The sequence below is a fragment of the Streptomyces sp. KMM 9044 genome (genome assembly GCF_024701375.2).
Taxonomy (GTDB): domain Bacteria; phylum Actinomycetota; class Actinomycetes; order Streptomycetales; family Streptomycetaceae; genus Streptomyces.
This window is the reverse complement of the sequence record NZ_CP113910.1, coordinates 479,438-494,795: the sequence shown is the minus strand read 5'-3', so window position 1 is coordinate 494,795 and position 15,358 is coordinate 479,438. Positions and strand designations below refer to the sequence as shown.

Below are 15,358 nucleotides of genomic sequence, written 5' to 3'. Positions count from 1 at the left end.
CGTTCGGCCCGGATGCAGGGTCGTGCAGCCCCTGGGGGCGGGCAGTGGCGACGCGGGACATTGAAGGTGCGACGAGAGTCGTTCACCTCCTGCACATCGCATCACCCCGGGAAGGGATGAGCATCATGGCAGTTCACGACAGTTCCCCACGGCGTCCGGGATTGCGTGTCCCGGCTCTGCGCCGGGCCGGGAGGACGGCTCAGGCGTCCGCCGAGCCGACGGCGGCGACTACCGCGAGCGGCGCGTACGTGCTGGCCGGGCTCCGGATCCTGACGGGCTTCGTCTTCCTGTGGGCGTTCCTGGACAAGACGTTCGGCCTCGGCTACTCCACCCCCTCCGGCCGGGCATGGGTCGAGGGTGGCTCGCCGACCGGGGGGTTCCTCGGCGGCGTCGCTGTCGGGCCGATGGAGTCGACCTTCCACGCCTGGGCCGGTGCGGCGTGGGCCGACTGGCTGTTCATGCTCGGCCTGCTCGGCATCGGCCTCGCCCTGACCGCGGGCATCGGCCTGCGGCTCGCCGCGGCCGGCGGCAGCGTCATGATGGCGCTGATGTGGGTCGCGGAATGGCCGCCGGCCCGGCACCTGTCGGACGGATCGCCGAGCATGTCGACGAACCCGTTCGTCGACTACCACCTGATCTACGCCGTCGCCCTGATCGCCCTCGCCGCCGCGGGCGCCGGCACCACCTGGGGCCTGGGCAGGACCTGGGCGCGGCTCCCCCTCGTCAGCCGCAACCGCTGGCTGCTCTGAGAACCGCCCCGCCCGCCGCGCCCGTGGCGGGCCCGCACTCCACGGTCCGGGGCGCCCCGGACCCGGCACCGCCCCGTCCGTGGACTGCTCCCGGACAGGATGCGTGTGTCGGGTCCGGGACACACGAGCGTCACCGCCTGTGTGTCCGGCCGGCGCACGTCGTACGGGGGTGTCCCGTCCTTGTGGCGGAGCCCGGCGATCCCGCCGTCGCGCATGGTGGCGCCGGTCGCCGGGCTTTCGACGACGAGGTGGCCGCCGAGGTGAGATCGCACGGGGGACGGAGAGACGGGGTCGAGATCCTCGAGGACGGTCAGGTGAACTCCCGGAGAGCGGAAGCGGGCGAGGGGCGTGTTCAGGCGGGATCCGTGACGGGGGGCGAGGTCGGGCGCGGGACGGGGGTGCCGGGGCGTACTGGGCTGCCTGGGCTTGGTACGTCGCGGCGTAGCGGCCCCTGCGCGGCCATCATTTCCTCGTGGCCGCCCTGTTCGGCCAGGCGGCCCTGGTGCAGGACATAGACGCGGTCGGCGTACCGGACGCCGGACATGGCGCGGGCGGATGCGGCGCCGTACTGGGCGACGTCGATCAGCCGCCGGAACTCCGGGTCCTCGGTGGCTTCCAGTTCCGCCGACGCGGCGGCGGCCAGGTACTGGGGCGTGGCGATCGGGGGCTTCCCCCGAGCGTCAGGCGGGCCCCGTAGACGCGTGTGCGGTGCGCGAGACCGCCGCGGTGTGGACGAGCAGGCCCACTGCCGCACCGGCCGCGTATCAGAACAGGTCGGGCGCGTTGAAGGTGGAACCGAGCACGAGACGGGCAGCGGTACTGCGCTCGGGCAGTTCCGCGGGCACGTCAGTGAGCTGGAGGAACTCGATCCCCCAGTTGAAGGCCAGCGCACTCGCGGCCGCCACCTTCGGCGACACCCGTGGAGCCAGGGCGACGACGAGAGCGATAACCAGCACGGTGTACAGCGCGTCCCCGCCGTACCCGGCCACGCTCCCCACCACCACGGCCCGCAACCCCAGCCCGAGCCCGACGACCACCACGACCCCGGCCGCCACCAGCCGGGTCCGCAGCGGGCCGGTGCCGGTGTCGGCGCGCTCGTGGGTTTCGTGAAGGGGCAGCACCAGGGCATCCTGCCGCATGCCCGGCTCCGGCGCGCGCGGGTACCGCCTTCCCGGCCACCTCGAACGCCTTGGCGGGCAGGACACCCTGCCGTTCCCGCCGGCCCCGGGGTGGTTCATCCGGAGGCCGGGCACGAAGGAGTCTCCCCGCCGGTGCGCTGCTGGAGTTCCCACAAGGACCGGAACAGGCCGGGCTCCCGGGTGAGTTGGTCGTAGGTGCCTTCCTGCACGATCCGTCCTTGGTCGAGGACGACGATCCTGTCGGCCACGGCGACGTTGGTGAGCCGGTGGGTGATCAGCAGGATGGCCCGGTCCTTGGCCAGTTCCCGCAGCCCGGTGAAGACGTGGTGCTCCGCCCGCGCGTCCAGGGCGGCCGTCGGTTCGTCCATGACGAGCAGCGCCGCCTGCCGGTGGAAGGCCCTGGTGAGCACGACACGCTGCCACTGGCCGCCGGACAGCTGCTGGCCTCCGTACCACTCCGACGTCAGGAGTGTGTCGATCCCCGACCGCAGACCGGGCAGCATGTCCGACGCCCCGGACGCCTCGCAGGCGGCGAGGACGGCGGCGTCGCCGGTGTCTCCCTGCCCGAAGGTGATGTTGTCGCGGAGTGTCAGCGGCAGGTAGGTGTACTTCTGCGGGGCGAGGGCGACATGCTTCCACGCCTCCCAGGGCTCCAGCCGGGCCGTGGTCGTGTGGTCCCACGCCACCTCGCCGGACGTGGGCAGCAGCAGGCCGCAGATCAGCCGGGACAGAGTGGACTTGCCCGAACCGTTCTCCCCGACCAGCGCCACGATCTCCCCGCGCCGCACCCGCAGGGACACCCCGCTGAGACTGTCCCGCTCCGCCCCGTCGTACCGGTAGGTGATGTCCCGGACTTCGAACCGCTCAGGAGCCCCGGACAGGGTCCGGTCGCCGCGGGAGGATGCCATGGCCTGCCCGTGGGCGTTGTCGAGGAAGTTCTGCCAGTCCTGGACGTACCAGCCGGTGCGCACCAGGCGGGCCCCGCCGTTGATGATGCCACGCACGGACGTCGTCGCGGTCTGGAGGGCGAAGACCGCGCCGCCCCCGGCCGCGAGGTCCATCCGGCCGGAGGCCAGCAGCCACAGCAACGCGGCCCACACCGCGGCCGACGTCACACCGCCGGCGAGGGCACCGCCCAGCCCCATCCACGCACCCGTGTCCGCGGCCCCGCGCTCCGCGGCGTTGACCGAGGCGGCGAGCCGCCGGTACCGCGCTGTGAGGAACGGCCCGGCCAGGCAGGCCCGCATCTCCTCGCTGGACTCCACGTACGCCATGTGCCAGCGCAGCTTGTGCAGCATCCGCCGCCGCCCCGAGGTCTCCAGGCCCGCCAGGTACACCACCCGCGCGGCCCGAACGTACGACGCAGCCTGCGGCAGACACGCCAGGAGCAGCAGCGGAAGCAGCGCGGGGTTAGTCGTTGCAGACACCGTGTCCCCGCAGGTTGTGTCGCATTCCGCAGGGCCGGCGCCCCGGCCTGTGACGCGCTGCGGTGCATCGGTGTGTGCCTTTCGCGGGTGTTACGAGTAACCAGCATCCCAGTCGGAGGGGCCGCCGCGCGGCTGCTTGAGAAGGCGGCATGCGCAAGGCGCGCTTGACGTTGCCGAGAACGCAGTGTGAGGCGATGACGCCGACTCGCGGTCCTCGGAGACTGCGTGCTCACTCTGACGCCATTGCGGCAGCGCGACGCAACCGCCTATCTGGCCTTGGTGGTTATAGTTTCAGGCAGCGTCGCGTGCCGGTGGCGGATGGATCGTCAGGCATGGAGGCGTCGTCTCGAAAGGTGGCTCCGGCCATTCCCACCCCAATTTCACAGAAGATCACGCTTTACCCCGCCGAGGACCGGTTCTTCGGCCCCCGACCCGCCGTCCTCGTCCTGCCCGGCGGCGGCTTCCGGGAACTTCCACCGCACGAGGGCGAAGGCTACGCGCGCTGGCTGTCCGGCCTCGGCATCCACGCCTTCGTCCTGTCCTACCGGCTGCTGCCGGACCGGTTCCCGGCCCCGCTCGAAGACGCCCGGGCCGGGTTGGACCACATCCGCAACGGCGACCACGGCCTCGATGTCGGCCGGGTCGGCGTCATCGGATCAAGCGCGGGCGGCCAACTCGCGGGCCTGCTCATGACCGGCCGGGTCCTGTCCATCGAGGAGGGCGTCGCCGACCCGCCCCGACCGGACTTCGCGGTCCTGGCCTATGCGCTGGCCGACCTCGACCTGCTGCCGCCGTCCGTGGTCGAGAACCTGCTCGGCGACCTGCTGCCCATCAAGGACGAGCTATCCCCGGCCAAGCATGTGGACGCGTCGGTGTGTCCGACCTTCGTATGGGCCACCGCTCAGGACCCGCCGGGCCTGCCCAACGCCCTGGAGTGGACCCGGGCGCTGGCGGCGGCCGCGGTACCGGTGGAGTTGCACGTCTACCCGGGCGGCAGCCACGGCATCGGCCTGGCCGACGGCGTGGAATACGGCGGCGAGCCGCATAAGTTCATTGCGCGCGAGCCGCACACCGCGTCCTGGACGACCGCGTGCGCGGCCTGGCTGCGACGGGAGGGCGTTCTTGCCGACTGACCGCGTCACCGCCTGGGGCGGGGAACTGCAGCGGGTGCACGGCAAGCTGCGCAATGCGTTGGCGCTGGCGCGGGCGGGACTGGACGGCGGCAACCCCGCCGACGCCGCCACCGACCTGCTGTTGTTCTGCCACGGGTTCTGCGCTGCCCTGTCCGGCCACCATCGCGCCGAGGACGGTTCGCTGTTCCCGGAACTGGTACGGGCGCAACCCGACCTGGCGCCAGTGGTCGCGAAGCTGACTCAGGACCACAACATGATCGAGCACCTCATCGGTGGATTGCAGAAGGCGGTGGCCGACTCGACCGACCCGGAGGTGGCACACCGCCACCTGGACGGGATCGAGGCGGTCATGGAGACGCACTTCAAGTACGAGGAAAAGCAACTGGGAGCGGTGCTGGACGACATGGACGCTGACTTCGACCGCACCGAGATCTTCGGCCCGATTAGCTGAGCCCCGTCCGGTCGCGCCGCCCGCCGACGGCGCGACCAGGAATCCACCTGGGTTCGAGCTGAACCGCGACCGCCCCTAACTACACGAGCCGAAGGGCGCGATGTGGTTCGTGGCTTCTGGCAGCCGTCGTACGACGCCGTTGTCGGTGACTTGCCTGCGCAGACGCTCGATCTCGTCGTGCTGAGCGGCAAGGCGAGAGATCGCCAGGTTTCTGAACTCGGTGAGCTGCGCGATCTGCTCGTCGCGGGTGACGATGCGCGATTTGAGCTCGGCATTTTGTGCCTTGAGTCGTTCAATCTGCGCGATCCGGGGATCGGCGATCTCTCCGGCGTCGCGGAGTTCGTTCAGCCTGCGTTCAAACTCCTCGGCGAGGTGCTGGTAGGCCCCGGGCCGGGTGGTTCCGTCGCGGTTCTTCTTGGGATAGAAGCCGGTGCGGGTCACGCCGGCCAGGGCGGCGAGGGCCTTCAGGTCGGCCTTGCCGCCGGATGGGAGATCTCCCTTCAGGATCCGTTCCATGGCAGCTCGGATCGCGGCCTCGTTGTGGGTCTTGGATTCCTCGGTGAGCCGGGCCATCTCAGTCCTCTCCAATGGAAACGGTCTGGGCGGCGTCGATCTCGGCGACGACTCGCAGGGCGCGGTCGCGTTCGGGGGTCAGCCGGGCCTTCTCGCCCTTGGCGACCCGGGGGCTTTGAATGAACACGTCGATGGCGGTGGCCTGCCCGGCCCACACGGGGCGGTGACAGGGATGGTGGGTGGCCTGCGGGCAGCGCGCCGAGTCGCACATCCCCACCAGCGGCTTCGTGGCATTAGGCGTGCCGGCCAGGCGCAGGCACAGTGCTTTGGACGGGTCGCGGAACCAGCAGAAGTTGGCGGGCCCGACGTGGAGGGTACTGGCCTGCTTGCGCAGGAGTCCCTCCAGGTGACGGTCGTCCTTGAGGATCTTCGGGTCCGTCCGGGCCGCGTTCTTCAACTGAGCGTCCACATGGTGGAACGCCTCGATCAGGCTCCGAGCACCCGGACCGGCGGGCATCCGGCCCGCCTGGACATCCCGGAATGCCTCCACCGTCAGCTGCACGTGATGGGCCTCCTCGGCTTCCTCGACCTCGGCATGGAACAGTCGCTGGGAGCCGCCGGGGCGAGCGGCATAGCCTTCCGTGGTGGCCACGGAGATGTGCTTGAGGGCGACCTTCGCCGCCAGGAGGCCGCCGGGCCGTTCTGCGATGGCCAGGGACAGCGTCCGGCGCAACATCCGGGCGCTGAGCGGACCTTGGGGAATGACCGGCAAGCCCCAGCGTTCCCGGTTGCCGGTCCGCTCCAGCCAGCCGCGCAGATTCCTCAACCGGCCCGCCAGGTCAATGGTGCCGAACAGCGCCTCACCGGCCGAACGGTTCACCAGCCGTTCGGCAAGGGCCACCGAGCGGTCCACCTGCTCGATGACCACCCACTCGTCGGGGACACCCCCGAACTTCTGCCCCTTGATCAGGCGGCTGGCGAGCCGGAACCGCGGGCCGCCCCCGGGCGTCGCCACGGCGGGGAGTCGGCTGCCAGCTTCGAGCTCCAGCAGTTCACTGGTCCGCATCCCACTGAGTGCGCAGGTCACCACCAGACAGGCCGTCACCGCGTGATCGACCATGAAGAAGAGATCACCGTCGGCCAGCGGCAGCGTCCATGGCACGAGCTCGCCGTCGACCACACGCGGGATTCCCGCGGCCTGTCTGGCCAGCGGCGGCTGGAAGCCGACCTCGGCGGCCAGCGCGGTCAGCTCCGGGATCAGAGCCTGCCGCGCGTCGTCCCCGAATCTCCGGGCGCCGACCGTGCGGGCGAGGGCTTCCCAGCCCAGATGCTTCAGCGGGCCCTCTTCTCCCAGCGTGGTCCGCTTGCGCAGCTGAGCGTCATCGACTGCCGGCAGGGGCGCTCCCGATGTCCGCATGCGCTCCAGGACCTGCCGCAGAGCGGGGAGCTGCGCGAGGGTCACGCCGCCGGACGTCGGAAGGGCCGCTCTGTCGGCGCTCACCGTCTCCATCAGATCTACGAGATGCGGCCCCACATCGTTGACCAGGTGCAGGCAGGTGGCCAGCAACGGTTGCAGCATGGAGTCCGGCACGGGAGGCGTCAGGTTCGGCCCCTTCGACTTGTAGCCGACGACCTGGGTGGCGGTCTTCCCCTTCCACGGTACGAACCCCGCGTCGTAGCCGTCGCCGGACAGCAGCTCCTCGTACTGGGCAATCAGCTTGAGGATCCTGACGTGCGCCACGGTCGAGTACGGCTCCAGACGTCGTCGGTGCCGCCCAAGGCGAGGAACGCTCCATGAGCGTTCCTCCAGATAGCGCTCACACAGTTCCTGCGAGACGCCACGCAGAGAGGTAATGCCTTTCTCTGTAAGCCAGTTGAACCACTCGATGTACTTCTCCAGGAAGCCGTAGAGAGTCCGAGGGGAGCGAGCAGCCCGCAGCGCATGCGCGCACTCCAGCACCGCCTCGTACTGCGGGGCCAGCATCGCCAACAGAATCTCCTTGGCCACGACCCGCCACTGCGGATTGATGATCTCGGTGAAGTCCCAGATCTGCTCGCGCTCGGTCATCATCCGGTGAGCGTCCACCAGACCGGAGAACACCCAGCGATCCTGCTCGAATCGCGGGCGCATCGCCCCTCGGCCAGCCTCAGCCCGGCGATCTCGCACACGTCCACCTGGGCGAAGACCGGGATAGCCCGACGGTGACGAGGCAGGGACGCGGATACGGACCGGCGCATCACAGAGTTCCTTCCTCGGGTCGGAGCGGGAGACCAGTGTCGTCGTCTGCCACCTCGCGTGCGGCCTTCTCCTTGGTCTCCTCGGAGAGCTTCGGCAGGATCTCGGTGGCCAGGCGGTCGGCGTACGGACCAAAGACCCGGACGAAGTTCTCCGTGGACATCTGCCGGAACTGCCGCGAGAAGAAGGCGTTCAACCGCAGCAGATTCGCTGCGTGACGTGGAAGGAACACCGACAGCGGGCACAGCAGGCAGACCCATGGACGGGCCGGACACGGCTGCCCGGCTGGACCGTGGACCCCGGCCAGTTGATCGGCGCACGCCGCAGTGAACACATCACGCTCGCCGCCGACCAACTCGGCGATGGCCACGGCATCCAGCTCGAGCCGCTTCACGTCGTCAGGGAAGTCCTCCGCGAACCGCGCTGCCTGCTCCGCCGAGAGCACCACCGGCGGCAGCGCCTTGCGCAGCACGTCGGCCTGGCCGTCCTCGATGATCGACTCCACCGCGTCGAGCTGGGCGGGGCTGGTCGGAGTGACGTAGTGATCGCCTTCGGTGCGGGCGGTGTGGTTCGGATCGATCGTGGCCCGTCCGGTCCATCCCCGCCGGGCCAGTCGTTCGTGGTACGTCGCGCGAATCCGGCCGCGATGGATCACGAACGGCTTCCCCGCATCGTCCACCAGGCCCACCTGCTTCACCAGATCCCGATGGCGGTCCGTGTCCGAGGGAGGACCGACGATCGGGCTGAACCCTCCACCCGTCGTGAACCACTTCGGGCTGTACGAGATCCACAGCTGTCCTCGGAGCTTGTCCTCGGCGAAGCTCCGCAGCGGAGCCGAGTACTCCAGCCACCGTTCCAGGAGCCGCACCGCCCGGCTCGGCAGATTCGAACTCTCCCGTGCAGTACGGCCCTTGATGTAGGTGATCACTATTGAGGTGTCGCCGGTCCACTCGAGACCGTCCAGCCCCAGATCGTCAATGCCGTCCGGCACGACCCCGCAGTACATGCCGAACAAGACGGAGTAGGCGACTTGGACGACAGGGTGCGGAAACAGGTCGCCGCGTACCTGACGCACTGCCCGGCGCAGGTCCCACTGCGACGACTTCGTGCCCTGGGTCTGCGCCCGGTACACGGGCCGGTCCGGGAACGGGCCGTCCCGCAACAGCAGCCAGGCGATGTCCTGCGGACTGTGGTGCGCGCTCGTCGGCGGCTCGCCGCCCCGCGCGGCCAGCTCCAGAGCCCGCCGGTGACGGGCCCAACTGTCGTCCACCACCGCCCGGCACGACGTCTCCAGCCGCTCCCACTCTCCATCGGTGTACGCCTTGTACGGGCTGGTGCTTCGATACGCCTGGATCTGGTTCCCTGTGAGGTACTTGCGCACCTCCGGACGCAGGGCTCCGGTGACCGCGTCGAAGCCTTTCAACAGCATGCGGGTCTCGCGCTCACGCGTATACGTGCTGGCCATCCAGTAGCGGACCAGCGTGGCCCGCGTCAGATCCGGCACACTCCCAGTGAACCCGGCCTCAGCCAAAGCGCTCACCATCTGGCGCAGGGCCACCGCGTACGCCTTGACCGTGTTCTTCGCACCGATGCCGCCGTCGGGATGCGCGTTGGCCGCGAGCCCTTTCGCAAGGTCGCGCGCCAGCCCAGGATTGGGCAGACCGTCCAGAACAGCCGTCCACTCACGGCCGTTGGGGAACACGAAGTGCACGGCCAACGGCTCGTCCATCACATACGCGGGCATCAGCCGGCCTCCTCGTCATCGAACTCGGCCGCAGCTTCGGCGGCGGCCTCCGGAAGCAGTTCGCCAGTCGTGTCCTTGTAGGCGTCGCGATAGATCCGTGTGACGTCCAAGCGCGCGATGTAAAGCTCCGTCGACAGGACGCTCTGGTGGCCGAGTAAGTCCCGCAGGATCAGCATCGGATCGTTCCGGGTCAGATAAAGAGCCATCGCGGCGTCGTCTCCGGTGTCCGCCGCGAGAGCAGCCGCCCGCTGGTAGTAGCCCGTGACCAGCCACTCCAGGGTCGCCATCGCCATCGAATGACGCAGCCGGTGCGGGGCCACCGTCGGAAACCGCGGCTCGAACCGCTCGCGGATACGGGCCGACGTCCGACGGAAGACCGTCGCCCAGTCCACGAAAGGCTTCCCCGAGGACTGCAGGCCCAGCAGTGGCGACCCGCCATCCGGAGCGACCAGGCGCAGCCGCTCGGACGGACGTAACTTCCGCCACGACCTCCGCTCCCCGTTGAGGAATGCACCCTCCCAGTCGGGCGCCTCCACCACCAGCGGCTCACCCAGCTTCGACGGCGGCCGCCACGTGAAGCCCTCGGTCGACGCCGCCCGGTCCAACTCGATGTACTGGTGCACCTCGGCCAGCGCCTCATAGCTGATCCACGATGTACGGGCCTTCTGCCCCTTGGTGATCGCATGGCTCAGCGGAAACAGCACGGGCAGCGTTCGCGGGCGGGCCGGAAGAGGCGGTACCTCGTAGATCGTCAGGTGAGTGAACTCCTGCCGCCGCAGGCCACTGGACAGCACCATGTGGGCCATCGCCGCGTTGCGGGCCTCTTCCCGGCCGCGGTAGCGCGGGTCCGGCTCGCCGTCCGGGCCGAGCCCTGCCAGGCCCCGCACGAACAGCTCCGCGAAGTCCCGTTCCAGGTACTTGATCGTCGTATGCGGCCTCGGAGTGCGCAGCTTGGCGAGGTTCCGCTCCACCTCGACCAGAACCCCCTCCGCCATGCGCCGGCCCGTCCGGTAGCTGAACGGCACGGCGGAGGCGATGCCTTCTTCACGGGCCCACCTGTAAAAGCCCGACAGGATGCCCATGTTCAGGTTCCACGTGCTGGGGTCCCAGCGGTCCTTGAGCTCGCCGGCCAGCCGGTACTCGGCGTACATGCCCAAGGCCGCGCGCAGGTCCCGACCGTCCCCCAGAGGGCTGACACCGCGGACTTGGAGGAAGGCAAGCCAGTCGCGGAGACAGTTGGCGCCGTTCTGCCAAGTGCGCGTGGCTGGGGCACCGTTCAGCGGAAGCTCACGCAGCCAGCGATTGACGAAAACCGTCGGCCGGGGCACTCCTGGAGCGTCCTCGAATCTCAGGTCGTCATCGATGAGCACGGGCATCCGGTCCCGGATGAGCGGCTGTTGAGCCACATCCCAGGACTCCCAGCCGGTGGCGGAGAAGCCGATCAGTTGCATGGCGTGGAGCCTAGATATTCGACACGACCTCAATGCAACAGACTTGGATGAATCACTCCAAGGTGTACCGCGAGGAAAGCGACACGACGATTATGCAGCGACTTCGGGGTGCAGCACGGCGAGTACGGTCGCGCCCGCGGCCAGCGTCGCCGTCGAGGCCAGCACGTCCTGTGCCTCCTCCACCAGGTCCGGGGTGACCTGGGCGCCGCGGTCGGCGATGTCGTAGAAGTCGTTGTAACCGGGCTTGTTGTTGGCGGCCAGCTCCGCGCCGAGCGCGGCCTCGATCATCGTCAGCTCCGCCGCCCGGCCGAGAACCGGGCGCAGACGCCCGGTCAGCCACGCCACGGCGATCCCCAGCAGCGCGCGCAGGCCGGTCGCCACGGCGATCACCGCCAACTGCGGGGCGGCGTCCCACAGCCGCCCGGTGATGTCGCCCGACGAGATCAGCGCGGTGATCGTTCCCGTGACGGCGAGCAGCCCCAGCGCCGCCAGTACGCCGGAGCCGACCTGGCAGGCCAGCAGTCCGGCCGTCGCGCCGCGGTCCACCTGCCAGGCCATCCTCAGGGAGCGGCGCACCAACACGGGCAGCCGCCGCGCCATCGTCCCGGTCGTCAACTGCGCACCGGCCCGGTGCCTGGACTCGTCCCTGTACAGGAACTCCTCGTCCTGCACGCTGCCCTTGCCACGCGGGGCGCCCGTTCCTGTGCCCGCGCCCGGTGCTCCGGGATCAGGCTGTTCCTGTGTACTGGCCGAGGTCAAAGTGGTCCCCCTGACGGTCTCTGCGACTGACTTGCCAGGCTCAACGACCCCGCCCGGGTTTCGAACGCATGTGTTTCGGTCGGGTGCCGAACCCCGGGACCGGGGGCGCGGCGGAGCATGCGGAGTGCACCGCCCCTTGCCGGGCAAAGGGGCGGGCACACAACGGCAGTGGCCGAAACGCCGAGCGTGCCTCCTGTCCGAGAACCCTCACCGTTCTGCGGGCCACAGGAAACGGCCCGGCCCCGGGCCGTCGTCGACGACAGGCCGGCACGGCATCGGTTCCCGTCCGACGGGAGCAGACGGGAACGGGCCCCGCGCGTCCCGCGCGTGCGGGGCGGCCGGCAGCCCACGGACCTCGGCCTCGGGGTGAGTTGCTGCGCAGCCGGGCCAGCGTCGCGTCCAGGTCGGCCTTGCGGGGCCGGTTGTGGGGAAGCCTGGCGAGCATGGCGGCCATGCCGCAGGCGTTGGTCACGGCGAACAGGACCAGGCCACCGGCGATACGGGCGGACAGCAGCCGGAAGGCCGGGTGGACGAACTCGCCCAGGGCCAGGCCCAGCAGGACGACCGAGCCGGCGGTCAGGCGGACCTGGAGCTCCATGCCCCAGGTCGCCTTCGTGCTCCCCTGAGGGCGGACACGGCCAGGACACTGCCGCCACCGCCCAGCCCGCCGAGGGCCAGGCCGACGACGGCACCGGCGACGAGCGCGAGAACCAGGGACGTCATGCCACCGAGCCGCTGTTCCCGCGTGCGTCGACGACCGGATGTCCGGCGGTGGCCCGTGCGGTCATGCCGCCCTTGACGTTCACCGCCTCCGCGCCACGTCCGGCCAGCAGGGAGGCTGCCCGCTGCGGCAGATCACCACCAGCGGCCGTCCCCTGGCCGCGCTCGGCAGGGCCGCTCCCTGGTGTCCCCGTCGGCCCGCGCCGGGGAGCAGAAGCTGCCGAAGCCGTGTGTCGGCAGCACGCCGGCAGCTCGGCCGCCAGACGGTGCGCGGAGGCGCGCTGGGCACGGGCCAGCTCCTCGGTCAGGCGGGAGCTACGTGACGACGTCCTCGCAGTCGTGGCCCTCCTCGGTCATCCTGATGACGCCGGAGATCTGGCCCTGTGCGCGACGCAGTCGGTTCAGCACGGACTTGAGGTCCGCACCCTCGAGATCCGGTTCCACGATCGCTCCTTGATGTCGCCCGTGGGGGGGGTATCGCGTGTGCCGATTCGGGCCGCGTCGGCGGGGCTGGTGACGATTTTCCCGAAGTCGTTCCCGGGGCTCGATGGCGGGCATGCCCTCCCGCCCCTTCTCTCGTACCTGGCGGGGTATACCGGGCAACCGGCCGAGAGGTGGATTCGTTCCGGAGGGTCACAGACCGGGCCGATGAAGCGTTGCCGCGTGCGGAGGCCTTCGGGGGACCGGCCCGAACGCGTCGTCACCGGCCCACGGGATCACCGTCGGCGCCGTCGCCCCTGGTGCGCAGCATCACGTGGCCGCCGTGGTGCAGCGGTGTACTCAACCGCAGACGGGTCGCCTCGAGGCCCGTCTCCGCGTCGACGATGTGCACTTCGCCGTGGCCGCCACGGGTGACGGCGACCCAGTCGGAGCCCGGCGAGGCGGCCACCGCTCGGCGTTGGACTCCCTCCCAGGGGGTGCTGCCGCGACGCGGAGCGCCGTCCATGGCGGGCAGCGCGAAGCGGCGGACGCTGTCGTGGGCGTCCAGAAGGATCAGCTCGTCGCCGTCGGGGTGGACGCGGGTGAAGGCGGTGTGGCGCCGGGCGAGGGCCAGCCGGAAGACCAGGCCGCGGCCGAGCTCCGTGAGGAGCGTACGGCCCGTCTCCAGTTCATGGCGCCATGCCTGGTTGGTCCACTCCGGCCACCGCAGCGGGTCCGGAACACCACCGCGCAGTGTGGTCCACACGGCCTGCCGACGGGGGTCGAGGCGCAGGTACCAGCCCCGGGCGGACGACTCCCACGGGATCACCGCCTCGGCCACGAGTGTGTCGCCCTTCCTTCGGGCCCGGTTGACCCCCTCGCCCGTGGCCGCGAACACGCGCCCCGAGCCAGGCGCCTGCGCGTCCCCGTGTCCGTCGTCCGGCAGCGGCAGGAGCGCATGAGGTGCGACCGCCGGGCAGCCGGACGGAGCCGCGAGGAGGTCCGCGAACCGGTGGACGGCCAGTGCCCCGGGCTCCCGGTGCCGCAGTACGACCAGAGGGTCGCCGCCGCCCAGCACCGTCACGCCCGGCTCGCCGACGCGCGTGCGCACCCGTGCGGTTTCCCCGGTGGCCAGGTCGACGACCGTCAGCAGGTCCGACCACGGCTCGGTGTTCTTGCCCAGGCCGGTCGTGACGGCCAGCCGGCGACCGGACGGGTCGCAGGCGAGGTGCTCGGCCGGGACGGCGACCGGGACCGCGAACTCCACGAGCTCCTCGACGAAGGGATCGAGCACCAGGAGTTCCCCCCGCCGGTCGTCGACACAGGCCACCCGCCCTCCCGGCAGTGCCAGGAACCCGGCGTGCTCGGAGAGATGACGTCCCGTCAGTCGTGCCGTGACCGTGCCGTCCGGCACGGTCAGCACGTGTACGGATCCCTCCACGTGGTCGGAGACGAGCAGTACGGGAGCGGCGGCGGGCATGGGAGCCTCCAGGAAATCGGTCTTGTGAAAATGATTATCATGTATCTTCAGTGTGTTCCCGGTCCCTGAAAAGAAGCGAGGGCATTGATGCTGCGCTCATCGTCGACATTCGTCCGCAGTTGGCTCACCGCAGCGGTGGTGGGTTCCGTCCTGGTCGGCTGCGGCTCGTCGTCCGACGAACCCGCGAGTGACGAGGCCAGGCCCGCCGCGAAGACCGATGTCACCGTCGAACCCATCAAGGCGGCGACGGAGCTGACCGACGTGAACGGTGTCAAGATCTCCCTGGACAGGGAACCGGAGCGGATCGTCTGCCTGTTCGCGCTCTGCGACGACATCCTGACCGAACTGGGTATCGCCCCGACGGCCACCAACAGCGCGTTGCTCGCCCACCCGGGCTTCCTCGGGGAAGAGGGCGCGAAGAAGGCCGACATCGTTCCCGGCGGGTTCATCGCCCCGGAGGTGGAGGCGGTCCTCTCCCACAAGCCGGATCTGGTGATCGGCCTGGGGGACACCCACGGCAAGCTCGCCCCGGCACTGAAGGGCGCCACCACGTTCTGGGCCATGCAGCCCGAGACGTGGGAGGACAGCGTGGGATACCTGCGCGACCTCGCCGCGCTCACCGGCCGCACCGCCGAGGGGGAGAAGGCAGAGAAGACCTTCCGGACCAAGCTCGCCGAGGCCGAGAAGGCCCCGAGCGGGAAGACCGCCCTCATCATCTACGGCAGTGACGAGAACTTCGGCGTCGCGACCCCGGAGGGGGACGTGGCCGCCAGCCTGTTCCCCAAGATCGCTGACTACCCGTGGAAGTCCCGTGGTGTGGAAGGCAGTTACAGCCTCGAAGAGATCCTCGCCCAAGGCGTGGACGTGCTGTTCGTCGAGACGATGAGCTTCGGCGGCGCGGACGGCAAGCTTTCGGAGAAACTGGCCGAGAACCCTCTCTGGAGCAGGATCCCGGCGGTGAAGAACGGTGATGTCCACGAGGTGAACTCAGAGGTGTGGGCCAAGGGGCGTGGCACCCGCTCCCTGGGCGTCGTCCTCGACGAGGCCACGGCCGCGCTGCGGTGAGGGCGCCCCTCTCGGCGCCCGCCGCGGCGGATCGCACCGCGGCGGATCGCGCGGCAGCACGGTCCCGGTGG

At 70.1% G+C, this 15,358-nt stretch carries 12 protein-coding genes and 6 pseudogenes; 5 read left to right on the top strand and 13 right to left on the bottom strand.

The features are described from left to right. Positions 1-125 precede the first annotated feature (125 nt). Positions 126-749 carry a hypothetical protein gene (locus HUV60_RS02330; RefSeq protein WP_257852579.1) on the top strand — a complete coding sequence of 208 codons (624 nt, stop codon included), beginning with the start codon at positions 126-128 and terminating at the stop codon, positions 747-749. Here HUV60_RS02330 and HUV60_RS33775 read toward each other — a convergent pair. Then, positions 638-964 carry a DUF1918 domain-containing protein gene (locus tag HUV60_RS33775; RefSeq protein ID WP_443047490.1) on the bottom strand — a complete coding sequence of 109 codons (327 nt, stop codon included), beginning with the start codon at positions 962-964 and terminating at the stop codon, positions 638-640. The two genes, HUV60_RS02330 and HUV60_RS33775, sit on opposite strands and share 112 nt — an antisense overlap. 257 nt (positions 965-1,221) lie before the next feature. On the opposite strand from HUV60_RS33775, the gene HUV60_RS02320 reads away from it, so the two are divergent. Next, a complete protein-coding gene (locus tag HUV60_RS02320) occupies positions 1,222-1,446 on the top strand; it encodes a hypothetical protein (protein WP_257852581.1) in 225 nt (74 codons plus the stop codon). Between the two features lie 70 nt (positions 1,447-1,516). Here HUV60_RS02320 and HUV60_RS02315 read toward each other — a convergent pair. Both HUV60_RS02315 and HUV60_RS02310 read right to left on the bottom strand, forming a co-directional pair. Then, positions 1,517-1,888, bottom strand: a pseudogene (locus tag HUV60_RS02315) (ribosomal maturation YjgA family protein); the annotation flags it as partial. Between the two features lie 95 nt (positions 1,889-1,983). Further along, positions 1,984-3,300: pseudogene (locus HUV60_RS02310) on the bottom strand (ATP-binding cassette domain-containing protein); the annotation flags it as partial. A 347-nt stretch (positions 3,301-3,647) separates the two neighbouring features. Here HUV60_RS02310 and HUV60_RS02305 point away from each other — a divergent pair. Both HUV60_RS02305 and HUV60_RS02300 read left to right on the top strand, forming a co-directional pair. Next, a complete protein-coding gene (locus HUV60_RS02305; protein WP_257852190.1) occupies positions 3,648-4,448 on the top strand; it encodes an alpha/beta hydrolase in 801 nt (266 codons plus the stop codon). Beyond that, complete coding sequence (locus HUV60_RS02300; RefSeq protein WP_257852191.1) at positions 4,438-4,899, top strand: hemerythrin domain-containing protein; 462 nt, start codon at positions 4,438-4,440, stop codon at positions 4,897-4,899. The genes HUV60_RS02305 and HUV60_RS02300 overlap by 11 nt, the downstream gene beginning before the upstream one ends. Before the next feature lie 75 nt (positions 4,900-4,974). Here HUV60_RS02300 and HUV60_RS02295 read toward each other — a convergent pair whose 3' ends face one another. The 10 genes and pseudogenes from HUV60_RS02295 to HUV60_RS02250 all read right to left on the bottom strand — a co-directional run bounded on the left by HUV60_RS02295 (position 4,975) and on the right by HUV60_RS02250 (position 14,222). Then, on the bottom strand, positions 4,975-5,472 hold the full coding sequence (locus tag HUV60_RS02295) for a hypothetical protein (protein WP_257852193.1): 498 nt from the start codon (positions 5,470-5,472) through the stop codon (positions 4,975-4,977). A 1-nt stretch (position 5,473) separates the two neighbouring features. Further along, the gene (locus HUV60_RS02290) at positions 5,474-7,543 is read right to left on the bottom strand and encodes an integrase (RefSeq protein ID WP_269441106.1); all 2,070 of its coding nucleotides are present in this window, start codon (positions 7,541-7,543) and stop codon (positions 5,474-5,476) included. Positions 7,544-7,649: 106 nt separating this feature from the next. Continuing rightward, positions 7,650-9,392: a hypothetical protein gene (locus HUV60_RS02285; RefSeq protein WP_257852195.1), complete on the bottom strand. Its 1,743-nt coding sequence runs from the start codon at positions 9,390-9,392 to the stop codon at positions 7,650-7,652. Then, the gene (locus HUV60_RS02280) at positions 9,392-10,843 is read right to left on the bottom strand and encodes a site-specific integrase (protein ID WP_257852196.1); all 1,452 of its coding nucleotides are present in this window, start codon (positions 10,841-10,843) and stop codon (positions 9,392-9,394) included. Before HUV60_RS02280 ends, HUV60_RS02285 begins: the two co-directional genes overlap by 1 nt. Positions 10,844-10,948: 105 nt before the next feature. Continuing rightward, a pseudogene (locus tag HUV60_RS02275) lies at positions 10,949-11,602 on the bottom strand (ABC transporter); the annotation flags it as partial. Positions 11,603-11,975: 373 nt separating this feature from the next. Continuing rightward, positions 11,976-12,233 (bottom strand): annotated as a pseudogene (locus HUV60_RS02270) (rhodanese-like domain-containing protein); the annotation flags it as partial. Then, the gene (locus HUV60_RS02265) at positions 12,179-12,325 is read right to left on the bottom strand and encodes a hypothetical protein (RefSeq protein WP_269441105.1); all 147 of its coding nucleotides are present in this window, start codon (positions 12,323-12,325) and stop codon (positions 12,179-12,181) included. The gene HUV60_RS02265 and the pseudogene HUV60_RS02270, both read right to left, overlap by 55 nt. Then, positions 12,322-12,503 (bottom strand): annotated as a pseudogene (locus tag HUV60_RS02260) (rhodanese-like domain-containing protein); the annotation flags it as partial. The gene HUV60_RS02265 and the pseudogene HUV60_RS02260, both read right to left, overlap by 4 nt. Positions 12,504-12,640: 137 nt before the next feature. Beyond that, positions 12,641-12,766 (bottom strand): annotated as a pseudogene (locus tag HUV60_RS02255) (metal-sensitive transcriptional regulator); the annotation flags it as partial. A gap of 256 nt (positions 12,767-13,022) precedes the next feature. After that, positions 13,023-14,222, bottom strand: a complete 1,200-nt coding sequence (locus tag HUV60_RS02250; RefSeq protein WP_257852586.1) for a hypothetical protein — start codon at positions 14,220-14,222, stop codon at positions 13,023-13,025. A gap of 87 nt (positions 14,223-14,309) precedes the next feature. On the opposite strand from HUV60_RS02250, the gene HUV60_RS02245 reads away from it, so the two are divergent. Next, positions 14,310-15,287: an ABC transporter substrate-binding protein gene (locus HUV60_RS02245; RefSeq protein ID WP_257852588.1), complete on the top strand. Its 978-nt coding sequence runs from the start codon at positions 14,310-14,312 to the stop codon at positions 15,285-15,287. Positions 15,288-15,358: the final 71 nt, after the last annotated feature.

Coding starts and splice junctions, on each gene's coding strand:
- HUV60_RS02330 (WP_257852579.1), top strand. CDS start 126: ATGGCAGTTCACGACAGTTCCCCACGGCGTCCGGGATTGCGTGTCCCG.
- HUV60_RS33775 (WP_443047490.1), bottom strand. CDS start 964: ATGCGCGACGGCGGGATCGCCGGGCTCCGCCACAAGGACGGGACACCC.
- HUV60_RS02305 (WP_257852190.1), top strand. CDS start 3,648: ATGGAGGCGTCGTCTCGAAAGGTGGCTCCGGCCATTCCCACCCCAATT.
- HUV60_RS02295 (WP_257852193.1), bottom strand. CDS start 5,472: ATGGCCCGGCTCACCGAGGAATCCAAGACCCACAACGAGGCCGCGATC.
- HUV60_RS02290 (WP_269441106.1), bottom strand. CDS start 7,543: ATGCGCCCGCGATTCGAGCAGGATCGCTGGGTGTTCTCCGGTCTGGTG.
- HUV60_RS02285 (WP_257852195.1), bottom strand. CDS start 9,392: ATGCCCGCGTATGTGATGGACGAGCCGTTGGCCGTGCACTTCGTGTTC.
- HUV60_RS02280 (WP_257852196.1), bottom strand. CDS start 10,843: ATGCAACTGATCGGCTTCTCCGCCACCGGCTGGGAGTCCTGGGATGTG.
- HUV60_RS02265 (WP_269441105.1), bottom strand. CDS start 12,325: ATGACGTCCCTGGTTCTCGCGCTCGTCGCCGGTGCCGTCGTCGGCCTG.
- HUV60_RS02250 (WP_257852586.1), bottom strand. CDS start 14,222: ATGCCCGCCGCCGCTCCCGTACTGCTCGTCTCCGACCACGTGGAGGGA.
- HUV60_RS02245 (WP_257852588.1), top strand. CDS start 14,310: ATGCTGCGCTCATCGTCGACATTCGTCCGCAGTTGGCTCACCGCAGCG.